This is a genomic window from Pseudomonas sp. RV120224-01b (genome assembly GCF_003208145.1).
In the GTDB taxonomy this organism is placed as follows: Bacteria; Pseudomonadota; Gammaproteobacteria; order Pseudomonadales; family Pseudomonadaceae; genus Aquipseudomonas; species Aquipseudomonas monteilii.
Genome location: NZ_QKMQ01000019.1, coordinates 119,205 through 140,459 on the forward strand (window position 1 = coordinate 119,205; position 21,255 = coordinate 140,459).

15 protein-coding genes and 1 pseudogene are annotated in these 21,255 nt (G+C 64.2%); all 16 read right to left on the reverse strand.

Features of this window, described 5'->3' with window-relative positions; genetic code table 11:
- Window positions 1–4: 4 nt before the first annotated feature.
- A complete protein-coding gene (locus N436_RS24075; protein WP_105947582.1) occupies window positions 5–484 on the reverse strand; it encodes a type II secretion system protein in 480 nt (159 codons plus the stop codon).
- On the reverse strand, window positions 481–2,346 hold the full coding sequence (locus N436_RS24080; protein WP_110742121.1) for a secretin N-terminal domain-containing protein: 1,866 nt from the start codon (window positions 2,344–2,346) through the stop codon (window positions 481–483). The genes N436_RS24075 and N436_RS24080 overlap by 4 nt, the downstream gene beginning before the upstream one ends.
- Window positions 2,343–2,852 carry a hypothetical protein gene (locus N436_RS24085; RefSeq protein ID WP_110742122.1) on the reverse strand — a complete coding sequence of 170 codons (510 nt, stop codon included), beginning with the start codon at window positions 2,850–2,852 and terminating at the stop codon, window positions 2,343–2,345. The genes N436_RS24080 and N436_RS24085 overlap by 4 nt, the downstream gene beginning before the upstream one ends.
- On the reverse strand, window positions 2,852–3,412 hold the full coding sequence (gene pilO, locus N436_RS24090) for a type 4a pilus biogenesis protein PilO (protein WP_105947579.1): 561 nt from the start codon (window positions 3,410–3,412) through the stop codon (window positions 2,852–2,854). The genes N436_RS24085 and pilO overlap by 1 nt, the downstream gene beginning before the upstream one ends.
- The gene (locus tag N436_RS24095; RefSeq protein ID WP_110742123.1) at window positions 3,399–3,941 is read right to left on the reverse strand and encodes a pilus assembly protein; all 543 of its coding nucleotides are present in this window, start codon (window positions 3,939–3,941) and stop codon (window positions 3,399–3,401) included. Before N436_RS24095 ends, pilO begins: the two co-directional genes overlap by 14 nt.
- A gap of 1 nt (window position 3,942) precedes the next feature.
- Window positions 3,943–4,722 (reverse strand): hypothetical protein, encoded by a 780-nt coding sequence (locus N436_RS24100; protein ID WP_105947577.1) that lies wholly within the window; start codon window positions 4,720–4,722, stop codon window positions 3,943–3,945.
- A complete protein-coding gene (locus N436_RS24105; protein ID WP_105947576.1) occupies window positions 4,706–6,379 on the reverse strand; it encodes a GspE/PulE family protein in 1,674 nt (557 codons plus the stop codon). The genes N436_RS24100 and N436_RS24105 overlap by 17 nt, the downstream gene beginning before the upstream one ends.
- A 60-nt stretch (window positions 6,380–6,439) precedes the next feature.
- Window positions 6,440–6,973 carry a response regulator gene (locus N436_RS24110; protein WP_177410296.1) on the reverse strand — a complete coding sequence of 178 codons (534 nt, stop codon included), beginning with the start codon at window positions 6,971–6,973 and terminating at the stop codon, window positions 6,440–6,442.
- Window positions 6,974–7,222: 249 nt separating this feature from the next.
- Window positions 7,223–7,864, reverse strand: a complete 642-nt coding sequence (locus tag N436_RS24115; RefSeq protein ID WP_105947575.1) for a SurA N-terminal domain-containing protein — start codon at window positions 7,862–7,864, stop codon at window positions 7,223–7,225.
- 12 nt (window positions 7,865–7,876) lie between these two features.
- A complete protein-coding gene (locus N436_RS24120) occupies window positions 7,877–9,364 on the reverse strand; it encodes an ABC transporter substrate-binding protein (protein WP_110742124.1) in 1,488 nt (495 codons plus the stop codon).
- Between the two features lie 182 nt (window positions 9,365–9,546).
- Window positions 9,547–10,212 carry an SCO family protein gene (locus tag N436_RS24125; RefSeq protein ID WP_110742125.1) on the reverse strand — a complete coding sequence of 222 codons (666 nt, stop codon included), beginning with the start codon at window positions 10,210–10,212 and terminating at the stop codon, window positions 9,547–9,549.
- Window positions 10,209–10,865 carry an SCO family protein gene (locus N436_RS24130; RefSeq protein WP_110742126.1) on the reverse strand — a complete coding sequence of 219 codons (657 nt, stop codon included), beginning with the start codon at window positions 10,863–10,865 and terminating at the stop codon, window positions 10,209–10,211. The genes N436_RS24125 and N436_RS24130 overlap by 4 nt, the downstream gene beginning before the upstream one ends.
- Complete coding sequence (locus N436_RS24135) at window positions 10,862–12,838, reverse strand: cytochrome D1 domain-containing protein (RefSeq protein ID WP_105947571.1); 1,977 nt, start codon at window positions 12,836–12,838, stop codon at window positions 10,862–10,864. Before N436_RS24135 ends, N436_RS24130 begins: the two co-directional genes overlap by 4 nt.
- 18 nt (window positions 12,839–12,856) lie before the next feature.
- Window positions 12,857–18,706 carry a manganese-oxidizing multicopper oxidase MnxG gene (mnxG, locus tag N436_RS24140; RefSeq protein WP_110742127.1) on the reverse strand — a complete coding sequence of 1,950 codons (5,850 nt, stop codon included), beginning with the start codon at window positions 18,704–18,706 and terminating at the stop codon, window positions 12,857–12,859.
- A gap of 276 nt (window positions 18,707–18,982) precedes the next feature.
- Complete coding sequence (locus tag N436_RS28825) at window positions 18,983–19,798, reverse strand: DUF6708 domain-containing protein (protein WP_256590023.1); 816 nt, start codon at window positions 19,796–19,798, stop codon at window positions 18,983–18,985.
- Window positions 19,795–21,255: pseudogene (locus tag N436_RS24150) on the reverse strand (hypothetical protein); the annotation flags it as partial. The pseudogene N436_RS24150 and the gene N436_RS28825, both read right to left, overlap by 4 nt.

Genomic DNA, 21,255 nt, shown 5'->3' on the forward strand with positions numbered 1-21,255 from the left:
GCTGTCACCATTGCCCGTAAGGGATGTTGTTGAGGCCTTTGCCGCGGGCCTTTGAGTACACGTCGAACACGTCTTCGCCTTCGCGCGGGTTGTCGGGGCTGCTGTCGTAAGCGCGCAGGCCCCAGCCGCCTTCGTCCCTGTCCTTGGCCGCCACCAGCGGGTCGTGCGGGATGCGCCGCAGGAAGTAGAACTTCGCGCCCTTGGCACTGCGCACGTCGCGCACGCCCTCCACCAGCACCTGCAGGTTTGGCGGGTAACCGCTGGCGTCCAGGCGCTTCTCGATGTAGCCGGCATCGAAAGCCCGCTTGTAGGCGTCGATGGCGTCGCGAATCTGGTACAGCGCCTCACGCAGTTGCTGCTCCTTGCCGCGGCGCACCACGGTTTCGGTCAGCGGCGCGGCCATGCTGGCCAGCAGCCCGAGCAGTGCCAGGGTCAGCACCACCTCGATCAGGCTGAAGCCCTGCATGCGGCGCTGCGCTTTCATGGCCGAGGGCTCCCGTTGACCGGGGCGACTGCCATCTGGCTGTCCACCACCGGCGCGTCGGTGGTCGGCGCATTGCCGGGTACGTCCATGGGTGACAGCGGTGCCATCTGGCGTACCTGCATGGCCGACTCGGTACCGGTGGAAAACTCCATGTCCGACGGGCTCTGGTACGGCAGGTTGCGCACGATGCGCGGGGTAATCGCCAGCACCAGTTCGCTTTTGCTCATGTCGTCCTTGTTGCTGCCGAACAGCCGGCCCAGGCCAGGAATATCGCCGAGCCCCGGAATCTTGTTGCCGCTGGCGTTGTGGTCGTTGCGCACAAGCCCGGCCAGCACCTGGGTTTCGCCATCGTGCAGGCGCAGGCTGGTCTGGGCGTTGCGGGTGTCGACCTGGACCGGAATGGTGCCCTGGCGGGTGGCCTCCAGCGGGGTGGCGTTACTCACTTCCAGCGCCACCTTGATCGCCACCTCGTTGTTCAGGTGCACGGTAGGCTGCACTTCAAGCTTCAAACCGACGTCCAGGTAGGTGACGCTTTCGGTGATCACCGGGCCCTGAGTGGACGGCACCGAGGTGGCGCTGATGATCGGTACCCGCTGACCGATGTGAATACGTGCCTGCTCGCGGTTGCTGACGCGGATCACCGGGCTGGCCAGGGTGTTGATGTCCTTGTCCTGGGCGTTGATCTTGGCCTGCGGTGCTGGCGCAATGCTGATGCGGCTGGAATCGATGCCACGCAACTGGTCGAGCACGCTTACCGGCTTGCCGTCGTTGCTCAACACGCCGAAAGTGTTGGGCCATTGCAGGCCAAGGTCGAGGATGCGCGAGGTGGCCACTTCCATCACCTCCACTTCCAGCACCACCTCGGGGTTGGACTGGTCCTGCGACTGCAGCAGCTTCTCGGCCATGCGCACGGCGTCCGGGGTGTCGCGCATGGTCAGGGTGTTGAGGCGCTCGTCAACGAACACGTCGCGGGTCTTGAGCATGGTCTTGACCATGTTCAGCGCGGTGTTGGCATCGATGCTGGTGAGGTAGAAGGTGCGCATGACCAGTTCCTGGTAGTCCTTGGTCTTCTGCGGCGAGTCGGGGTACACCATCACGGTGTTATCGTTGACGATCTTCTGGCGCAGCTGGTTCTGCTCCAGCAGCAGCGCCACGGCGTCCTCGATGCGCACCTCGCGCACGAAGATGGTGGCCTTCATGTCCGGGCGCATGTCCTTGTCGAAGATGAAGTTGATGCCGGCAACCTGGGACAGCACTTCGAAGATGGTCTTCAGGTTGGCATCGCGAAACTCCAGGGTGACCGGCCGCTCCAGCTTGCTGCGCAGCTGTGGGTAGGGCTGCGCGGTGCGCGCCTGGACGTTTTCGATGTCGCTGCGCAGCGCCATGCCTTTCTGGTTCTGCGGGTCCAGGCGCAGCACTTCGCGCATATAGCGCTCGGCGCCGAACAGGTCGCCCTGGCGCAGCGCGGCCTGGCCCAGTGCAACACGCTCGTCGAGGGTGCGAATCAGCTCCAGTTGGCGGATGCCTTCCTGGGCACGGCGGTTGTTCGGCTCCAGGGTCAGCACCCGACCGTAGCCCATGCGGGCATTGGCGAAGTCATGGCGGATACGGTCGGCATCGGCCTGGGTGATCAGCGCCTCGACAGCGGCCTGACGGCTATGGGCCAGGGCGATGTTCAGCTCGGTATCGCGCGGGTCGTCGCGCAAGGCCTCTTCCAGCCGGGCGATCCCGGCTTCGTACTGGCCCTCTTTCATCAGCTGGTCACTGTCCTTGCGAACCGCACTGGAGCCGCAGCCGGCAATGGCCACGCACAGCGCCACCAGCAGGAACGGGGCAGGTTTGCACAGCTTTGACGACTTCATGGTGCGCTCCCTACAGACAAAGTCTGCGACTGATGCAAAGGCAGGTAGACCAGGCTCAGCTCTTCGGCCGATACCCGATCGAGGCGGTAGGTGTCTTCGATCACGTCGCCCTGGCGCACGACGTAGAGTTTTTCGCCGCTCTGCAAAAAGATTTGCAGGTCGTCGTTGGTACCCATGCGGCCGATGAACTGGAACGGCAGCGCCGGGGCGGTCGGCGCAGCGGCTACGACTGGCGCGGCGACGACGGGTTGTTCGGTGACGGTGGCCACGGCCTGGGGTTTGGTCCATTGCTGCTTGGGGAACAAATCTCTGGAGGCCTGTTCCGGCCCTTTCGCGGGCTCGCCCGCTCCCACAGGATTTGTGGGTGTCGCTGAACCTGTGGGAGCGGGCGAGCCCGCGAAGGCCGCGACGCCGTCGTCCTGGCCAAACCAGTGCCCCGGTGCCCAGGCCAACGCCGCGCTCACCCCGAGGAAGCCGGCCCAGATGACTGCACGTTGTGTGTTCATCACGACCTCGACAGGTAAAGGGTCATGCGCAGGCGAGCATTCAGCTCGCTATCGCCGATGCGTTTGCGTTGCAGCTCGAGGTCTTCCAGCACCAGGGTCGGCAGTTGCTTGAGCAGGCCCTTGAGGAAGCCGCGAATCTGCGGGTAGCTACCACGCACCGGCAGCACGATCTGGTAGCGCGCCAGCTGGGTCTTGGGGTCGACGCCCAGGGCATACTCGCCACGGGCCAGGCTGATGTGCTCGGCACTGGCCAGGTGGTAAAGGCGCTCGATCAGTTCGCTGGCCTGGGGCTGGCCCGGCAGCTGCTGGCGCAGGCTGTCGAGCGCCTGCTGCTCGGGTTTGACGGCGATTTTCAGCTCGCCACGCTTGACCCGCTCCACCTGTACGCTGGCATCCGCCTCGGTGGCACGCAGCTCGCGCACGCTCTGCCACTGCGGCAGCACCCCGGCGCACACCACGCCCACGGCCAGCAGGCCTACCGCCACCGCCGCCAGACCAACCGGGCCAACGCGGCGCAGGCGCTCCTGGAGGATCAGGCTGTTCAGCTCAAGGGCGCGCATGGCCGGTCTCCCAGGTGGCGGTGAGGGTGAAGCGCACCGGGTGCTCAGGCTGCGCGGCCAACACCTCGTGGTTGAGCAGCGACACATCGCTGAGCTCGTCGCTGGCTTCCAGGCGCTGGTGGTACTGCAGCATCGCTTCCAGGTTGCGTGCCTCGGCGGCGATGCGTACCTGGCCCTTGCGCGCGTCCGGGGTCAGGCCAAGCAACGCCACGTCGTCCTGCGGCATGGCTTCGAGCATGCTGAACAACTGCTGCCATGGGCGTTGCAGTTGCTGCGACACACTGCGCATCTGCGCCAGGCGCTCGGCCTGCTCACGGCTGGCGGCCGTGCTTTGCGGGGCGGCAGTGGCCGGACGGCGGCCCAGTTGCAGCTCCAGGCTGTGCACGCTGTCTTCCAGCTCCACCTGCTCGTTCTGCAAGGTGTACTGAAGCAATACCAGGCCTGCGACCAGGGCACTGCCCAAGGCCAGCAGCGACCAGGCCAACGGGCCGCTGCGCCGGGGTTGGAATTCCAGTTCGAGGCGGCGCATGTCAGGCCACCGCCCGCCACATGGCGCACAACGGGTCGGCTTCGCTGGCCGGCTGGCACAGCTGCACCGCCGCCAGTTGCGGCACGTCGCCCCGGCCTGGGGCATGCAGGTACACCCGGGGCAGGTGCTCGCCATACAGTTCGCAGGTGCGCTCGATCAGCGCTTGCAGGGCCTGGTCACTGTCGGCGCAACCTTGCGCCAGCACTTGCTGCCAGGCGCCACCCGCAGCCAGCAGCAGCACGCTACGGCGCGGCTCGGCCAGCACGAACAGGAAGTCACCCTGCGCCAGCTGTGACGAGCAGCGGTTGTAGGCGGCCATCAGGTACGGCTGCACCGAGCGCAGGCTCAGGCGGCTTTCCCGGCCCAGCCCCTGCAAGCGTTGCAACAGGGCTTCGGGCAGTGCCGTGGCGATACGGGCGACACCGGCAGGCTCGGGCGACAGCACGATGCGCCAGTCGTCCAGCGGCTGCCCGTAGAGGTTTTCGAAGCAGGCCCGGGCATAAGCGTCCAGCTCGCGTGGGTGGCCAATGGCATCACTCCAGGGCACCAGGCAGAAGCGGCTGTAGCGGGCCGACAGCAGCACCCGCAACTGGGCGCCACGTACAGCATGCTCGGCCAGCAGCGCGGCCAGTGCGTCGACGGCAGCTTCCCAGGCCGGTTGGGCGGCGTCGCAGCTGAACTCGCGGCTGCCCAGCCACTGGTGTTGGTGTTTGTGCCAGCAACCCAAGCCGACACCCTCGGCGCCGAGCACGGCGCAGAAACGATCAGATGAATGTGACACGGTTGATCTCCTCAAGGGTGGTGCGGCCATCACGGACCAGGTCCAGGGCCGAGGCGCGCAGCAGGCGCAGGCCGCGCTGGCAGGCGAGTGTCTTGATTTGCGACAGGGGGCGGCGCTCGACGATCATCTGGCGCAGGTCGTCGTCCAGGTGCAGCAGTTCGGCAATGGCGCTGCGGCCGCGGTAGCCACTGCCACGGCACTGGCCGCAGCCCTGCACGCGGACGAACTTCCAGCCGGCCACGCCCTCGCGGGTCAGGCCCGAGCCATACAGGGTGTCGTCATCGTGTTCGCAGGGCGTGGCGCAGTGCGGGCAGGCCAGGCGGATCAGGCGCTGGGCCAGCACCGCGTTCAGTGCAGAAACGAAGCTGTAGGGGTCGACCTGCATCTGGCTGAAGCGGCCAATCACGTCGAACACGTTGTTGGCGTGGATGGTGGTGAACACCAGGTGGCCGGTGAGTGCCGACTGCACGGCGATTTGCGCGGTGTCCGGGTCGCGGATTTCACCCACCAGGATCTTGTCCGGGTCGTGGCGCAGGATCGAGCGCAGGCCACGGGCGAAGGTCAGGCCCTTCTTCTCGTTCACCGGAATCTGCAGCACGCCGGGCAACTGGTACTCGACCGGGTCTTCGATGGTGATGATCTTGTCCACGCCGTGGTTGATCTCGCTGATCATGGCGTACAGGGTGGTGGTCTTGCCGCTGCCGGTGGGGCCGGTAACCAGGATCATGCCGTAGGGTTCGGCGGCCAGTCGGCGCAGGGCGCGCAGGGTTTCGTCGGCAAAACCCAGGGCCTGCAACTGCACGCCGCTGACCCGGTCAGACAAGTCCTGCTTGTCGAGCACCCGCAGCACGGCGTCTTCGCCAAAGATGCTGGGCATGATCGATACGCGGAAGTCGATTTGCCGGTCACCCACGGCGACCTTGAAGCGGCCGTCCTGGGGGACGCGCTTTTCACCGATGTCCAGTTCGGCCATGACCTTGATGCGCGAGATCACCTGGTCGGCAAACGCGCTGCCACTGGCCTTGCCAGCACCGTTGAGCACACCGTCGATGCGGTACTTGATGGTCAGGCCCTGCCCGGTCATGCCCAGGTGGATGTCACTGGCGTGCAGCTTGAGGGCGTCGTACAGGGTGGAGTTGACCAGCTTGACCACGCGGCTCTGGTCTTCGCTGATGCTGGCCAGCGACAGGCGTTGCAGCGGGTCGCCTTCGCTGCTGGCCTCGGCGTCATGGTCGAGGGCATCGACGGCGTGGAAGCTTTCTTCGTGGCGGGCCAGGAAGGTGGCCAGCTCGGCGGCGTGGGCCAGGTAAAGTGGCGCGCCTTGCAGCACATCGTCGATCCAGGCCAGGCGGGCGGGGTCGAAGGGGTCGGCGAACACGCCCAGCAGTTGGCCGCCCTGCTCGATCAGCACGAATTCGCGTTTCAGGCACTGGGCCAGGGCCACCTTGTCGAAGCGCGGGGTACTGGCCAGCAGGCTGTGGCTGTCCAGCACCGGGTAGTGCAGGGTCAGGCCGAGGCGGCGGGTGAAGGTGTCCGGGCTGTCGCAGGCCAGGCGTTCCAGGCAATTGAGCAGGCGCTCGTCGCTGGCTTGCAGGCGGGCCTGGGCCAGCAGGTCGCGGGAGTAGGCTGAGACTGTTGCATCAAGTGCTTGCGGCATGGCCTGCGACTCCGCTCAGGGGCGCGTCGCAGGCTGGCTCGGCCAGAAGTGCGGGCGCCGCTATTCCCCTGTGAGCAGTTGATCGTCGTCGGGCCCTGGGGGCTTGGCGCCATTACGGCGGCGGTCGGCCAACACCCAGCTTCCATCGTACAACTGCAGGGGGAACGATTCGTTCCTGTTCTGGCGTCGTTCGACGAACCCTTCAGCCGGGTTGTCCGTGGCCCTGCGCCGGCGCTCGATGCCCATCAGGTCGAAGATCGCACGTGCCAGTTCCACCAACGGGAACGGCTTGAACAGGACATGGCTCACACCGAGTTCGGCGGCCCGCTCACGCACTTCGACAGTGGGGTGGGCGGTGATCAGCACGAAGTGGCACTGCCTGTTCTTGCGTACGGCCTCCAGAACCTGAAAACCCTCCATATCGGGCAAGCGGTAATCCAGCACGATCACTTGCGGTGCCAGGCTTGCAGCCTGTTCGATACCACTGGCACCGTCGTGGGCAACATGAACTTCCAGGCCTTGCGCCTGCAGGTACGCTTGCAGGTTTTGCGCAAGGGTTTGTTCGTCATCGACTACCAATACTCTGTTCACCAAGGTCGACTCCCAAGTACTGCCCGGTTACCCGGTCTGCGAAGTGCGCCCTTGTACAGGCTTGAGCAGGCTTCGTGCCAGGCGTGAATAGTCATGTTGCACCGCTGTAAGTGTCTGATTTGCCAAGGGTGCCGGCCAACACCCGAAACGCGCCGGGCAGGCACACCCGCCCGGTTCCCCACAAGCGGGGAAACTGATGGCACATTGCCAAACCTTAATTCCCCAGCATTGGGGGAAACGCCATCAGGGGCCTCAGTCTGCCACCTCCACGTTAGCGGCGTCGCGCAAACGTTGGCGCACAGACCTGCGCGCATCGGCCTCTCGCTTGCCGATAAGCGCCGCCCTGGCCAAGACCAGGCCCTGTTCACGTATGACCGAAGGGTTATCACTTTGGTTCTGCGCTCCTTGCAGTGTTTCCCGGTTGGCAGCATAGAAAGCCTCCACTTCGGCCTGGCTCGGCGCGTCGACTGCACTGAGCTGGGCATACACCTGCTGGGCCGCCATGTCTTGCCGGGTGTACTCAGTGTACTGTGCCCTATCGAAACCCGCCTCCGCCAGACGCCGCTCGAAAATTGCCGGGCTGCCGAACGCCGCTTCGACCTCGCCCACATGCGCCGACACCTGCGCGTCGCTGATGGCGATGCCTTGGCGCCGGGCTTCCTGCCACAGCAGCTCCTTGTCGATCAGCTCGTCCAGCGCTTGATCGCGCAGGCGCTTGTACAGGCCCGGGTTGCGTATGCTGGTCAGCGCGCGGCCCTGGGCGCTCAGGTATTCGCTGAAGTAACGCTCCAGGCGCGTCACGCCGATTTCCACGCCATTGACCCGCGCCGCAGGCACATCGGCCCAGCTCGCCTTGGCCAGCACCAACAGCAGGCACAGCAACACGATACGCATGGCAGCCTCCGCTCAAGGGGTATCCGGCACCGGCCGGTACGGGGTAACCGAGGTAAAACGCGGCCCTGGTAGCGCCACTGCCACCACATGGGCGCCCGCCATGCCCTGGCGGCGGCCTGGGCCAAAGCCCAAGGCCGGGGTCAGGCCGGTGGCCACATCGTGCAGGCCTTCCAACGCGGCAATCAGTTGCTCGCGACTGGCGTCACGGCCTATCTGCTTCAGCGCTTCGCTCAGCAACCGTAGCGCGCACAGGGTGTTGACCTGCAACGATGCCTGGCGTGGGTCGAGGCCCTGGCGCTGCTGCAGGCCGGCCAAGGTCGCCAGCCCCTGCTCGGTCCAGTCTTCCGGCACATAGGGATAGGCCAGGAACACCCGCTGCGACCATTGCTCGGGCAAGCGCGCCACCGCACCGGCCACCTGGCTGGAGGCGGCGAACAGGTAGGGCTGACGGCCTGCCGCCTGCAACGCGGCGGCCAATTCGGCAAAGGCCTGGGCACGGCCAAGGAAGACGATGCCCTGCCCGTCCACGGCCTGGCCGTCGAAGGCCTGGATGGCGGGCGCCCAGCCTTGCTGCTGCAGGCGCTCGCGAACCTGTTCAGCCAATGCGGCCTGCTCGTTGCCGGCATACACCACACGTAGCTCGCCCGGGGCCATGCCCAGCGCAGCACGGGCATGGGCGGCCAGGCTAAGCAATTGCACGGGCAGGCCGGGCAGCGGGTCGAAGATCTGTGGACTGCCGCCGCTACGTGGCGTGCTGCCGATCAGGGGCACATTCTGTGGCGCCAGCAAGGTTGCCAGGCGTTGGTCAAGCATGGGTGCCAAGGGCGAGATCAAAGCGAACACGCGCTCCTGCTCCAGCAACCGCTGCAAGGCTTGCTCGGCGCTGGCAGGGTCGAAGCCCGGATCAAGCACGACCAGCTCCAGGCGCCGCCCGTGTATGCCACCTTGCTGATTGAGTTGTGCCACGCCGTCTTCCAGCACCGCACGTACCACCTGCCCAGCTTCCGCCAGCGGGCCGTTCGCGGGTAACAAGGTGCCCAGGCGCAGCACGCCCTCCTCTACACCGGGGTCTCGTTCCTCGGCCAGGCGCTTGAGGTAGGCGGTGAGGTTGCGCTGGTCGGCCAGGGTCAGCTCGAAGCGTGGCATGGCTGGGTCCAGGCGGTTGCCGGCCGGGTCCACGCCATGCTGAATGGCCCGGGCCAGGCTGCTGTCGGTATAAGCCGGGTAGCTGCGGCCGTTGGCCTCGCGCGTGCCTTGGCCAAGTGCCAGGCGTTGCCAGTCGAGGCTGGGCGGGCGTACACCACCTTCGGCACGGCCACGGCCGTCGTTGCCGTGGCAACTGGCACAGGGCAACACGCTGGCAGGCACCGTCATGTCGCTGGCACCAACCCGGGCTTGCAGTTGGGCGTCACTGCTGGAGACGCCCTCGCGGTAGAGGCGTTTGCCGGCTTGCTCGTGGTCGGTCAGGTCCAGGGCAAGCACCGAAGTGCCATGTACCATACCAATCAACAGAACCAGTATTAAGCTGATGCCTCCTTTGGCCTGTGCTGGCCTCATCGCCGGCAAGCCAGCTCCCACAGGGATAGCGCTGCTTTCATGGGCGGTGCAGTCTCTGTGGGAGCTGGCTTGCCGGCGATGAGGCCAGCAGCACCAACACAAGGCCGCCCAGGTGTTCATGATGCTCACCGGCCTGCCAGTGGCTGGGTCAGCAGCTGCATGCGCTGGGCAATGGCCATGGCTGGCGCATCCGGGCGGATCTTGCTCCAGCGTTTGCCCGCCACATCACCGGCAATCAACTGCGTCGAATGCTGCTCGGGGCTTGGCAGAAACTGGCCGATACGCCCAAGCACCAGGTCGACATTGGCCTTGTCCCCGGTCAGGAACAACCAGTTCGGCCCATCCACCCCCTGTTTCTCGGCAAACGCCTTGAGCGCCTGCGGGGTATCGTTGAGCGGGTCGCTGCTGATCGAGACGAAGGTCACCTGGCTGGCCAGCTGCGGCCCCATGGCTTCGCGCACTTCACGCAGTTTGCGGGTGATCAGTGGGCAGGCGTCGGTGCAGTGGGTGAAGATCACGTTGAGCATCACCACCTTGTCCTTGAGCACATCGCTGTAAAAGCGCAGTTCGCGGCCGTTCTGGTCCTTCAGCACGGTGTCGGTGAACCAGGTCTGGGCATCGCGGGTGCCGCCGCCGCTGGTCATCGCCTGGGGCGCCGGCTGTGGCGCTGGCGCTTGCGGCGCATGGCCCTCGTGGGCGAACGCCACCGAGGCGAGGATCCACAGGCAGCCGCCCAGTACCAGCCAGTCAAACGCGCGCATGCCAGCGCGGCGGGAAGTGACAGTGCTCATGGTTGCACCTCGTGATGGTCGGCAATGGCCGTGCTCTTGGCATGCACCCGGCGGGCGCTGAGGCGGTTGATTTCTTCGATCAGTACCGCCGGGTCGGTGAAGCCGTAATAACGCGTCCAGTGCCCGCTGCGCCCGTCACCGACCAGAATCAGCGGCGGGTGCTGACTGAGGTCGGCGCTGAAACTGCCCAGGCCCTTGAGGGTTTCGGTGATGGCGTACGGGGTGCCGGTCAGCCAGCTCCAGCCTGGCCCCTTCTGGAAGGCCTTGGCGTAATCTTGCAGGCGCTTGGCGTCGTCACGCTGCGGGTCCACGCTGATCGACACCATGTGGATTTCCTCGCCTACCCGGCCACCCAGTTGTTGCTGGACCTTGCCCATGATCGACGACACCACCGGGCACACCGTGGTGCAGCTGGTGTAGATAAAACCCATGACGACCAGATGATCACCTACCAGGTCTCTCTCCAGCCGCACCGGCATGCCGTCCTGGTTCAGCAGCGAAACGTCGGCAAAGCGCACGCTGGTCTTTTCCTGGCTCGCCGCCGGAGGCTGCTCGGCGTGGCCTTTGTGATCGTGTCCGGCGTGGGCCAGGGCCAGGTTGCTGGCCAGTGCCAGGCTCAGGGCCAACAGTGTGAAACCATGCTGGGAGTTCATCGCACATTCCTCACGTCAGTCTGGGAAGCGTTGGTCGCTGCAGCCGGCAGGACGCGCAGGCTGGTGTAGTTCTCTTCGGCAAACTTGCGCCCCAGCGAAGGCGACTGCACATGCAGGTACCAAGCGCCAGCCTCGGGCAGGGTCAGGGCCGCCTGGTACACGCCCTCGCCCACCTCCTGCAGTTGCAGGTTGCGCGGCATCGACGACGGCGCCAGGAAGTAGCGCAAGCTCAGGTCGTTCAGGCCCAGGCGTGGCTGGCCGTCGTCGCCGACGATGCGCACGCGCGCGTTAATGGCGCTGTGCTGCGACATCGGCTGGTCCAGGCCAATGAACTCGGCATGCGCGCCCTTGCGCTTGCCGGTATTGGGGGCTTCGGCCACATCGGTGCTGAAGCAGTGGATGATTTGCGGCTGGTTGAGCAGGAAGGCCACGTCGAACTTGCCGGCGGCGGGCAGCTTCACTGTCGAGCCGTACACCCCAGGCGCCACCTCGCGCAGGCTGCGGTCGACGACGAGTGCGGCGCGGGCCTGGTGGCCACGGTTGTTGTAACCGGACATCGGCGCGTTCATGCCTTCGGCGTAGAAGTAGGTGGTGTTGTCCACCGGGTTGACCACGAACACCGAATTGTCGTCACGCGATACCGACAACCCCTGGGCCAGCGGCAGGTCACCGGCCTGGCGCGGCGCCGCCGGGCCGGCCTCGAAGCCCTGGACAATGGGCGAGCGCCCCTCACCGAGGCTGGACAGGTTGATCATGGTCACCTTCGGCGAAGCCAGGCCACGCACGTAGGCATAGCCCTTGGTGAAGGTGAGCTGGTACGGTTCGGCCGCCACCGGGATGTGGTGGATCAGCTTGTCGGTACTGGCGTCGATCACCAGCGCCTGGTTTTCCAGGGTGTTGAGCACGATGCCGTAACGGCCGTCACTGCTGAAGCGCATGGGCCCCAGGCCCTGCTCGGCCTTGACCGTATGGCGCAGCTGGTGGCTGCGGGCATCGAACACCCGCACGCTGCCTTCCTCGCCATCGACCACGTACACCGCCTGGGACAGCGCCGAATAGCTGACCGACAGCGGGTGCGGGCCCACCTTGATGGTTTTGGCCAGGCGCATTTCCGGGATGTCGATCACGCTCAGGGTGCCACTGTCACGGTTGCTGACGTAGGCAAAGCGCGAGTCGGCGCTGAAGGCGATTTCGTGGTGCCCGGTGCCGGTGTTGAAGCTTTTCAGGGTGGTGCGCCCCGGCACGTCGATCACCGTGACCCCACCCTTGGCCGGGTCACGGCTGTTGTTGCCCACCCACAGCCGGTGCTGATCGGGTTGCAGGGCCACGCGCAACGGCTGGTCGCCAGCGTCCAGGTCGGCCACGCGGGTAAAGGTCTCGGTATCGATCACCGCCACCTTGCCGCGCTCGGGGATCGACACGAATACCTGCTTGTCGTCGCTGGTGGCCGCCCAGTCCATGGGCCGCCCGGGCAGGTCGATGCGCGCCATGGTGCTGGTCACGCCGCCCACCGAGACGGTGGGGTCGATCACCGTCAGGCTGGCGTCGTTGTTCAGCATCAACAGGAAGTAGCTGTTCAGGTCGAGCAGCGGTCGGGCACCGATACTGCTCTTGAGAAACAGCGCAACCCGCGCCTTGCAGCTCTGGTCACGGTCGCCCACCGGGGCCGACTGCGCCGGGTCGATCCACGCCCCCGGCGCCATACCCGATAGCGGCTGGCCACTGGTCTGGTCGCTGAGTTTGAAGCGGATGTTGGCGAAACCGCCTTCCTTCAGCTCGCCCCCGGCCAGCGGCCGGGCCTCGAACTCCACGGTTACGCCATCCCGGATGAGCCGGTGCGGGGCCTGCGGTTCGGCCGTTTCCTGCAACAGCTCGCGGGGATCGCACCAGAGCTTTTCATACGCCACGCCCAGGCCGATCAGTGCCACTCCCAGTACTACCCCCAAGTAAGCAGGGCGAGTCTTCTTGTTCATGCTCGCGCTCCCCTTCCGTCACTGCGCCGGGGCCGTTGCCGGCGGCGCTTCGTTGGTCACCCGCAAAATCCCCCACAGCCCCGAAAGGTTGCCGTAGGCGGCGTAGTCGCGGAACAGGTAGTCACCCGCCACCGCGTTGGCACCGCCGGCACTGGGCAGCATGAAGCTGAAGTGTGCCGCTGGCAGTACGCTTTCCTGGGCGCCGATGTACATGGCCATCGGGTTGTAGCCGAAGCGCACCGAGCCGATGCCGGGCAGGCTCATCGGGTAGCCATCCGCGTCGCTCTTCTCGGCCTGGTAGTTGTGCAACGGCCACAGGTGCCCATCGAGCTGGTAGGTGATACCGCGGCTGCCGCCACTGGGCATCAGCACATGGCTGCGCACAGGCTGGCCGGGCTTGGCATACAGCACCGGGGTTTGCGGGTCACCGCCAACCAGGGCGTTGCTGTAGGCCATGTGCGCGTTCGGTACATCGGCGAAGCCGAAGCCATCGGCATGGCCGAAGGGGGCATCCGGTGCCAGGCCAAAGCGCAGCCACAGCGGTTCGGTCTTGTAGTTCATGGCCATGTTGCCGTTGTCTTTCGGGTCGCCCGGCACGCCATTGCCTTCGGTGGCGATGCCTTCGACCGGGCGGCCGTCAGCCCAGCGCATGTTCATCGAGCGTTGCCACACGGTGACCAGGTCGCGGTAGTCGGGCTGGCCGGTGACCTTGACCGTGGCCTGGGCCCGGCTGGCGGTGTCCTCGGTCCAGGTTGCGGTTTGCGGCAGGATGCTCATGGCGCCCACCAGGCCTTTCTGCGGCTGCTTGATGAAGTCCGACGGCGCCAGGTTCAGGCCACCGAACTCGATGGCGGTGGTGTTGATGTTGTCCACCGTGCGGCCCAGTTGCAGCACCGGCTTGCCCTCACGCTCCAGGTGGCCGGCGTAGTACTGGTACACCCGGCTTGGGTAGGCACCGCTGTTGCCCACCCGGGGTGGCACGGTTTGTACCGGGTTGGCACCCACGTTGGCACCGTCGGACTTGGTGATGTCGTAGGCCAGCAACTGGGCATGCAGGCCCACATGGCTGGAAGGCCGCATCAGGTTGTTGTTGAAGGCGGTGGAGCCTTCGCTGTCGAAGCGGTCACGCTTGACCACGTTCTGCATCACGGCGGTGCTTGGCAGGTCTGGCATGACCTGTGGCAGGCGGTTTTCCAGGGTGATGCTGATGCAGTCCCCGGCGTTGGCGCGCAGCACCAGCGGCTCCACCGGTACACCGGCCTTGAGCTTGCCCGTGGTGGTGTCCAGGTCGGCCTTGCGCACGTACAGCACGGCGGTCGGGTCATGCAGCGGGGCGCTGTGGCCGCCGACGGTGAAGGTGGTGCCGTCCTCTTCGTCCACCACCGTGACCTGCGGGATGCTGGTTTTGCGGCTGTTGAACACCAGGGTGCCGCCGTTGGCCTTCAGTGGCCCGCCGACATGCTGGCCCGCACCGGCCGGGTCGTTGATGCTGACACCGTTGCGGTTTTCGAGAATGTCGTTGGCCAGCGCCGCGACAATCTCGTAGCTGCGCTTGACCGTGGTACGGGTACCGATGCCGTTGGGGTTGGCGGTGGTTTTCGGGCAGATGCCGTCAAAGTTCACGGTGTTGCGCATGGCCACCGGCTGGGTGTTGTTCGGCAGCGGGAACAGGTCGGCGCGTTGAGCGGTGTAGTTGCGCATCACCCCCCAGATACCGTTCCAGTAGCCTTCCAGCGCCGCGTCCATGGAGTACAGGTAATCACCGTTGGTAGCGGCGGAGCTGGAAATCATCGACACCGGTGCCATGAAGCCCATCTGCTCGGAAATACCGATCATCTGCGAGGCCTTCCAGCCCGAGTTGGAACTGTTGCCGAAGCCCGAGCCATTCTGCAGCCACTTCACACCGTGCAGAGTGACGTTGTGTTCCTCTTCGTGGCCACCGGCATGCAGGCGCAGGCGCACGTTGTCGCCAGAGTAGGTGCGCAGCATGGGCGTGAACGGGTCGCCCGGCTCGCTGCCGGCCTTGTTGATGTGCGGTGGGAACAGCGTGGTGCCACCGGTAGGGCCAACCGCCGAGGTGATCGCCGACGGCGCCATGTTCATGGCCGGGATCGCACGGTCGGTACGGCTTTGCAAGGCGTAGCTCAGGTCGCCGGCCAGGCCGTCCGCCTGCATGCCGCGTTTGCCGTCGGGGCCGACCTTGTTCGGGTCAAACACGCGCAGGGCCAGCGGCTCGTTGCGGTAGTTGACGACGAACATGCCCGGGTCATCCACCGAAATCGCCTGTGGGCAAGGCCGGCTTGGGCAACCAGGGGCCAGGCCACCGCGCGACTCGACCACCGATTCCAGCAGGTTGGATGCCTTCTGCCGGACTGGCGGGTTGATGGCATAGCGGAAGCTGTCGGCCGTGGCCGGGTAGGACTGGCCATTGGGGATGCCGTCCGGGCCTGCACCCACATACACACCGGCTTCATAGGCATGCTGGAAGTCGCTGTACTCCAGGAAGAACTCACGGTAGCTGTCGTTCTTGCCGTCGCCATCGTGGTCACCGGTCTTGATCACCGCCTGCCACGAAGTCGGCCCGCCGTCCTGGCGCGTGGCCGGGTTGTACAGTTGCTCGCCCGTTTCGGCATGGTACCAGGTGGAGCCGGCAGGCTCGGCCAGCACGGTGGCATACAGCCCGAGCTGCTGGTGCGTCGATGGGCCGAGGTGGTCGTGGGTAAAGATGGTGCCCAGGCCACGGTCGACGTTGTTCACGTTTACTAGCGGGTCGGCAAACCAGCGCTGCATGGCCGTGCGCGCGCCCAGCCAGTCAGCCCGGCCAAAGCGGCCGAAGTACGGGTGCTGCTTGGCTTTCGGGCAGGCAGCAGTGCCGTCGCGGCTGTCGCCTTCGGTGCAGCCGTTGTAGGCACGAATGGCATGCACACGCTCTACCACGCTGCCGGGCGAGAGAATGCCGTCTTCGTAGTTCCAGCCGTTGGCCGAGCCGTCAGCGGCGGTCAGGTCCCACTTGGGCAGGTGGATGTGCTGGCCGATCACGTCGGTGGGGGTACGCACCTGGTAGTCGTCCATTTCGTAGTACGACGGGATCAGGTTGGTGTGGGTGTACATGGTGCAGTCGAAGGTGTTCATGCGCATCACCAGCGGCTCTGGCGGGCGCTGCTTGGTGATGACTGGCCAGGCGTCTTCCCACAGCGCCAGGATGCGCGCCTGCGGGAAGTGGTAGCCGACCTTGTTGTACACCGCGTCGAACTGGATGTTGGCGCCCTTGTAGATACGCGGGCGGTCGGCGGTGAAGGTGGACGAACCCCGGAAGTTCATGCCGGTAAGGCTCTCACCACTGACGTACTCACCTACCCCCGAGGTTTGGGTCAGGCGTTTGCCGCGGTCATCCATGCAAGGTTCGTAGAAGGGCGCGCCGGCCGTGGGCAAGGCACCGTTGGTGCGGAACGCCTTGGCAACGGGTTGGCTGCCGGGCACCAGGGCAAAGCTTGGGTGCTCGGCCTTGGAGTGGAACTGCATGGCGGCCTGCTCGACATCGGTGCCTTCTTCCGGCAGGTAGATGGGCTTGGCCTTGTGCACCACCTTGGAGAAGTCCAGCTTGGTGGTGGTGGTCACCGCTTCGCCGCCTGCAGACACGCCGTCTAGCGCGTGCCGGCCCAGGCCGCCATCCCAGCCGTCGACCTGGTTGGGGTCCAGGTTGGCCCACAGGGCTTTGCCGCTGTCTTTCAGCTGCCGGGCCAGGGCCGGGTCGAGCATGTCCAGTGGCGGGGTTGGCGGGCGATTGCCCACGCTGCTTTCCATGCCGCCGATCCAGAACGGGTAGCCTGGGTTTTTCAGCGTGCCATCGGCGTTGCGGTTGGCATCGGTGCGGTCGACCAGTGCCAGCGAACCCACGGCCTTGCGCGCTGGTGTTTCGTTGGCGTGATCGTCGTCGCCCTCTTCTTCATCGTCATTGGCAGCGACCAGTTCTTCGGACAGCTTGGGCACCACCACCACCTTGCCCGGCATCGGCGCCATGGCCTTGCCAGGCAGCGGCACGATGGCAGGAATCGGCGTACCGGCAACGATCTCGCCATCAGGCAATGCCCGGGCGCCAACGGCCGGTTTACCGCTGCGCAGGGCGAACGGCGTGCTGTGGAAGCCATTTTCGCCCTGCCCGCTCACTTCCAGCCGGGTGCCTTCCTCGAACACGTCATGTACCCGCCACATGGCCCACATGCCCTGGGCGAAGTGCGGGTAGAAGTGGCAGTGGTAAATCGCGTCGCCCGCCACCCGGTTGCGGTTACCCGAACCGCCGTTGGCGATTTCGTAGGTGTAACCAATGCCCGGGCCGATGCCTTGGGCGTCGATGTAGTCGGAGTTGTCGTCGTTGGGGTTGAACAGCCACTGGTGGCCATGCAGGTGGAAGATGTGCTGTTCGTGGCCATTGTGGGTGTTGCGGAACTTGGTGAAGTCGCCAATGTAGCTGTGGTGCACGTTGGCGGGTTCTGCCGGGTACAGGGCCATGTTGGCCTTGACGCCCACGGCGCTGGCCGGCGGCGTTTCGCCTGGGCGAATGTTTTCCAGGCCGACGTTGGCTGGCACGTCCACGAGGGTGCCGATATCGCCTACGGTGTGGGCACTGAGGAAGAACTCCTCGTACGCGCACGACAGGCAGTCGTGCATCGGCCCCACGCCCAGGCGGTTGGCGACCACTTCAGCGCCCATGCCGCCAGAACCGTAGTTGATCATGAACGAATCGCGGGTCGGCTCCAGCACATGGCCCATCACCGGGTCCGCCCAGTAGCCCGGGAAGGCTTGGGTGGCGGCCACCTCATCGGCAAACTGCGAGGCGAAGTCGCGGAACGCTTCCAGCCGGTTGGGCAGTGCCGGGTTGCGCTTGTTGACGCTTTCCAGCGGGTAAGTCGAACGCGGGAAGCTGCCATCGGGGTTCGGCCCCATGACGATGGCGTCGGTTTCGCTGTTGAGGATTTCATTGCCGTCGACCATGGCAATGATCGGCTTGCCGGCCTTGCCCTCGGTGAGCCACGGTTCGGCCTGCGGGTAGCGGGCCTGGTAATCGATCACCGGCTGGCCGGTGGCGGTACGGCCGGTGGTAGCCAGGCGCATTTCTTCTTCGGTCAGGGTATTGCGGTAGGTTCGCCCACCTTTGGGTACAACCACCACCTGGCCGAACAGGCCGTTGGCAACGTTACCCGCCCCGCCCTGGCCGCCAAAGGTCGCGCCTTGGCTGGTGGCCGCAAAGGCCCCCTCGCGCTCGGCGTACAGGGTGTAGCTGCGGGTGTTGCCGGGCGACACCAGGAAGTTGCCATTGCGGCCAGTGTTGGCGGCGATGTCGCCAATGCTGTTGACCGCCTGCATGCCGTTTACCTGGAAGCCGACATGCCGGTCATTGACTTGCTCGTCGGCAACGAAATGTTCACCACCTTCGTTTTCAACCTCGGTTTCCGGGCCTTCCTCTTCACCTTCGACCTCGTTTTCTTCGGGGTCGATACCGTGCTTGTTGGGGTTGGCCTGGTACGCCAGCAGGTTGGTCAGGTTGACCGTGAGGCAGTCACCGGCGGCCACCCGCAGCACGATCGGCCGTGGGCGCTTGTCCGGGCGCAAGGTGACCTTGCCCGGAACAGCGGCCCCGCCCTTGCTGAGGGGGACCTGCTTGTCGTCCACCACATCTTCACGAAGGGCGAACATCATGCCGTTGGCGTTTTGCGCGCCAAGGCGGTTGAACATCAGGGGCTGGTCCAGCGCCACCACGTTGGCGACCAAGGTGCGCTGGCACTGCACGGCCGCCTCGCTGGTCGTTTCCCAGCCGAGCAGGGCCAGAACGAGTGATGACAGAAGGGGGCCTTTGCGTGGCGTAGACATGCTGCACCTCCGGGGCACGGGGACTCTGCGGAGGTGTGGAGCAAGGTGTGTGCCAGAAGAATATTTCTATTTTTTTCAGTTAGTTATGGTGGTAACCGAAACAGATTGGGGAGGATCACCCGGCAGCATTCCCCCGAAGTGGGGGTACCTCGATGGATTTCTTGGAGACGACGTGATCACTGTGGGAACGGGCATGCCCGAGTTCCCAAACCGCCGCACCTTCGACCAGGAAATGCTTAACCCGCTCTCTATCTCTGCGCCACAGGTTGTCCCCGCTCATTGGGCCTCTGCGTCAGACGGTGCAGTACGGGATTCACGGTCGATGTCCGCTGGCCACTGAACCTTTGGTGCCAGGCAATGCATATGGCTCAAGCCATCGTCATCATTCCAGTCGCGGGGGGGATGCACGAACTTGGGCAGGGCTTCAGGGCCTTGGTGCATGAAGGTCCGGGCGATGGCCCAGTAGGCCTTGCCTTGATCCAAGGTATGCGTGAAGAAGACACGGTCAATGACTTCATTGGTTTCGGGGTTACGGACTGACAGCATGACGTTTTCGATCAGGCCCCCGTGGCCGGGGGCGTAAATGCGGTAGACCTCGGCGGTGACGTCGTCCCAGTTATGGGCGACGGGTCGGACACCGCGACGTTTGCGGCTGAAAATGAAAATGCGGTCGATCTTGTACTCGTAGATGTAGATTTTTCGACGCCGGCGATTGAAGCGGATGGGTTCGTCTCTGGGCAAGACGAGGTCCTCTATCGCGTAAGGGATGAGTGCCCATAGAATGATTGGCGAGCCAATCAGAAATAATACATTCATTAACCAGTCACGCTGCAATCCGTACACGAATAAATCCCAGTACAAAGAAAGTATCGAACCAGCGCAAAAAAGCAAACCAGGAATACCGATTAATGCTGAAACCCCTCGAAGGCTTATTGTTTTCCTCGGCAGCTCAAGGTAGACATCATCAAAATAATTAGGCGAGGGATCTACAGCCTCTACCCAGCAGCGGCCATCTGGCTCCTCTCCCGTTGAAGGCAGATCATAGCTCCAACCTATAGCACGCTCCCACAAAACCTTGGGCTTAAGCGTCATTCATTCATCTCCCGAGAGCAAACTTCAATATAGGCGTCCGGTAAATTGCGGTCGGGCCAATACATAATCAGCAGGGTGGCGGCGAGCAAGCTGTGGGTCCCAATCATAGGAACCAGAGGTACAACCCCAGAAATCTCAAGCTGAACACTGCCATCTTCGACAGCATAGGGTCTCTGGTTTTCATCAATGGGAAAAACACTTGCATAGTCCGGGTGGCGCGGGGGCGAAAATTTAGAAAATGAAGATGAAGGAGAAAGTGATTTCGTTGCGTGTGCCAGGTAATCGCCCGAGGCAATAGTCTCTCCACCTACGAAATCCGGAAACGTTCCGTCACCGAAACGATGCGCTATCAGTTTCCAGCGATAGGCGGATTTCGCCTTACTAAACCTGGGTAATGTGACGAGAAACTTGAGCTGTTGCACCGTGTTCAAGCTGACCAAGCCTCCTACCTTGGGGAGTGTAGGGTCCGTAGCCAAACTCGACTCAAAGTGTAGCTTCACCTGAACACCCAACGTCGCTGCATTAAGCTCGGCGAATGCAATGTCTGAAAACTCCGGAGCATTCCAGTGTATGGAGGGTGTTTCGTTGGCGAGCCCGAAATAGCATCGACGTGCCCAGCGTTCGAGAGCCGTTGAGTCATTATTTTCCGCTCGCTTGCTCAACTCATAGGCGACTAGAGACAGTGTGATTGCAACGCCCAGAGGGCCAAACACGAAAGGTCTGAAAACTGCAACCACAAACGCCACCGCACTCGCCCCAGACACAATATATGCATATTTATATTGCTGAGCAGCTGTAGTATCACCAGTGGCCAAAGTGCGTTTTCTCGCCAAAATCGCTTGTACCGTGTCAAAAACACCTGCAACTGCACTCAATACAGCGCCTATTTTTATGATGGCTTTTCCAGTGACAGCAGCCCCCCGAGCCCATGGCCTGTTTATGTTGCTGGTGCTGGAGCGCATTACGAGCCCAATCAACTCAATCTGCCCGCCCAATATCCCCAGCAGCGAACCTTGCAACGCCAGCTTGGCCTCATGCGCCTTGGGCCCAATCTCCACCTCCACCTTTTCCTGGTTTCTGCTCAAGCTGTCGTGTTGCAAATACAATCCGCCTATCGCGAGCAATACTTCCCAACTGCCTGCCACCCCCCGCAAGCCGCTAAAGCCAGTCCGTACCAACTGCGCCGCTTGCTGCGAAGTAATGCGCAAGTCCTTCAACACCTTGCGCGCATTCGCCTCCAGCGTCCCCGCCGCCACCGAGATATCCACCAAGGCAATCTGTGCCGCACTGCTCGCCTGGGTCACCTTCATGTTGGCTCCCTCAAGCAGCCGACCACGCACTTCTTCAGCCGTACCCTCCACCCACACCGTCACGCTGATCATGGTGTGGGTAAACCGTGGGTCGAGCACGGCCAGGCTCATCAGCCCGTGCTGCATGATCGGCCGCACCTTGTTCCA

Bases quoted from the DNA above. Each gene is read 5' to 3' on its own strand.
- N436_RS24075 (WP_105947582.1), bottom strand. From the start codon at position 484: ATGAAAGCGCAGCGCCGCATGCAGGGCTTCAGCCTGATCGAGGTGGTG.
- N436_RS24080 (WP_110742121.1), bottom strand. From the start codon at position 2,346: ATGAAGTCGTCAAAGCTGTGCAAACCTGCCCCGTTCCTGCTGGTGGCG.
- N436_RS24085 (WP_110742122.1), bottom strand. From the start codon at position 2,852: ATGAACACACAACGTGCAGTCATCTGGGCCGGCTTCCTCGGGGTGAGC.
- pilO (WP_105947579.1), bottom strand. From the start codon at position 3,412: ATGCGCGCCCTTGAGCTGAACAGCCTGATCCTCCAGGAGCGCCTGCGC.
- N436_RS24095 (WP_110742123.1), bottom strand. From the start codon at position 3,941: ATGCGCCGCCTCGAACTGGAATTCCAACCCCGGCGCAGCGGCCCGTTG.
- N436_RS24105 (WP_105947576.1), bottom strand. From the start codon at position 6,379: ATGCCGCAAGCACTTGATGCAACAGTCTCAGCCTACTCCCGCGACCTG.
- N436_RS24115 (WP_105947575.1), bottom strand. From the start codon at position 7,864: ATGCGTATCGTGTTGCTGTGCCTGCTGTTGGTGCTGGCCAAGGCGAGC.
- N436_RS24120 (WP_110742124.1), bottom strand. From the start codon at position 9,364: ATGGTACATGGCACTTCGGTGCTTGCCCTGGACCTGACCGACCACGAG.
- N436_RS24125 (WP_110742125.1), bottom strand. From the start codon at position 10,212: ATGAGCACTGTCACTTCCCGCCGCGCTGGCATGCGCGCGTTTGACTGG.
- N436_RS24130 (WP_110742126.1), bottom strand. From the start codon at position 10,865: ATGAACTCCCAGCATGGTTTCACACTGTTGGCCCTGAGCCTGGCACTG.
- N436_RS24135 (WP_105947571.1), bottom strand. From the start codon at position 12,838: ATGAACAAGAAGACTCGCCCTGCTTACTTGGGGGTAGTACTGGGAGTG.
- mnxG (WP_110742127.1), bottom strand. From the start codon at position 18,706: ATGTCTACGCCACGCAAAGGCCCCCTTCTGTCATCACTCGTTCTGGCC.
- N436_RS28825 (WP_256590023.1), bottom strand. From the start codon at position 19,798: ATGACGCTTAAGCCCAAGGTTTTGTGGGAGCGTGCTATAGGTTGGAGC.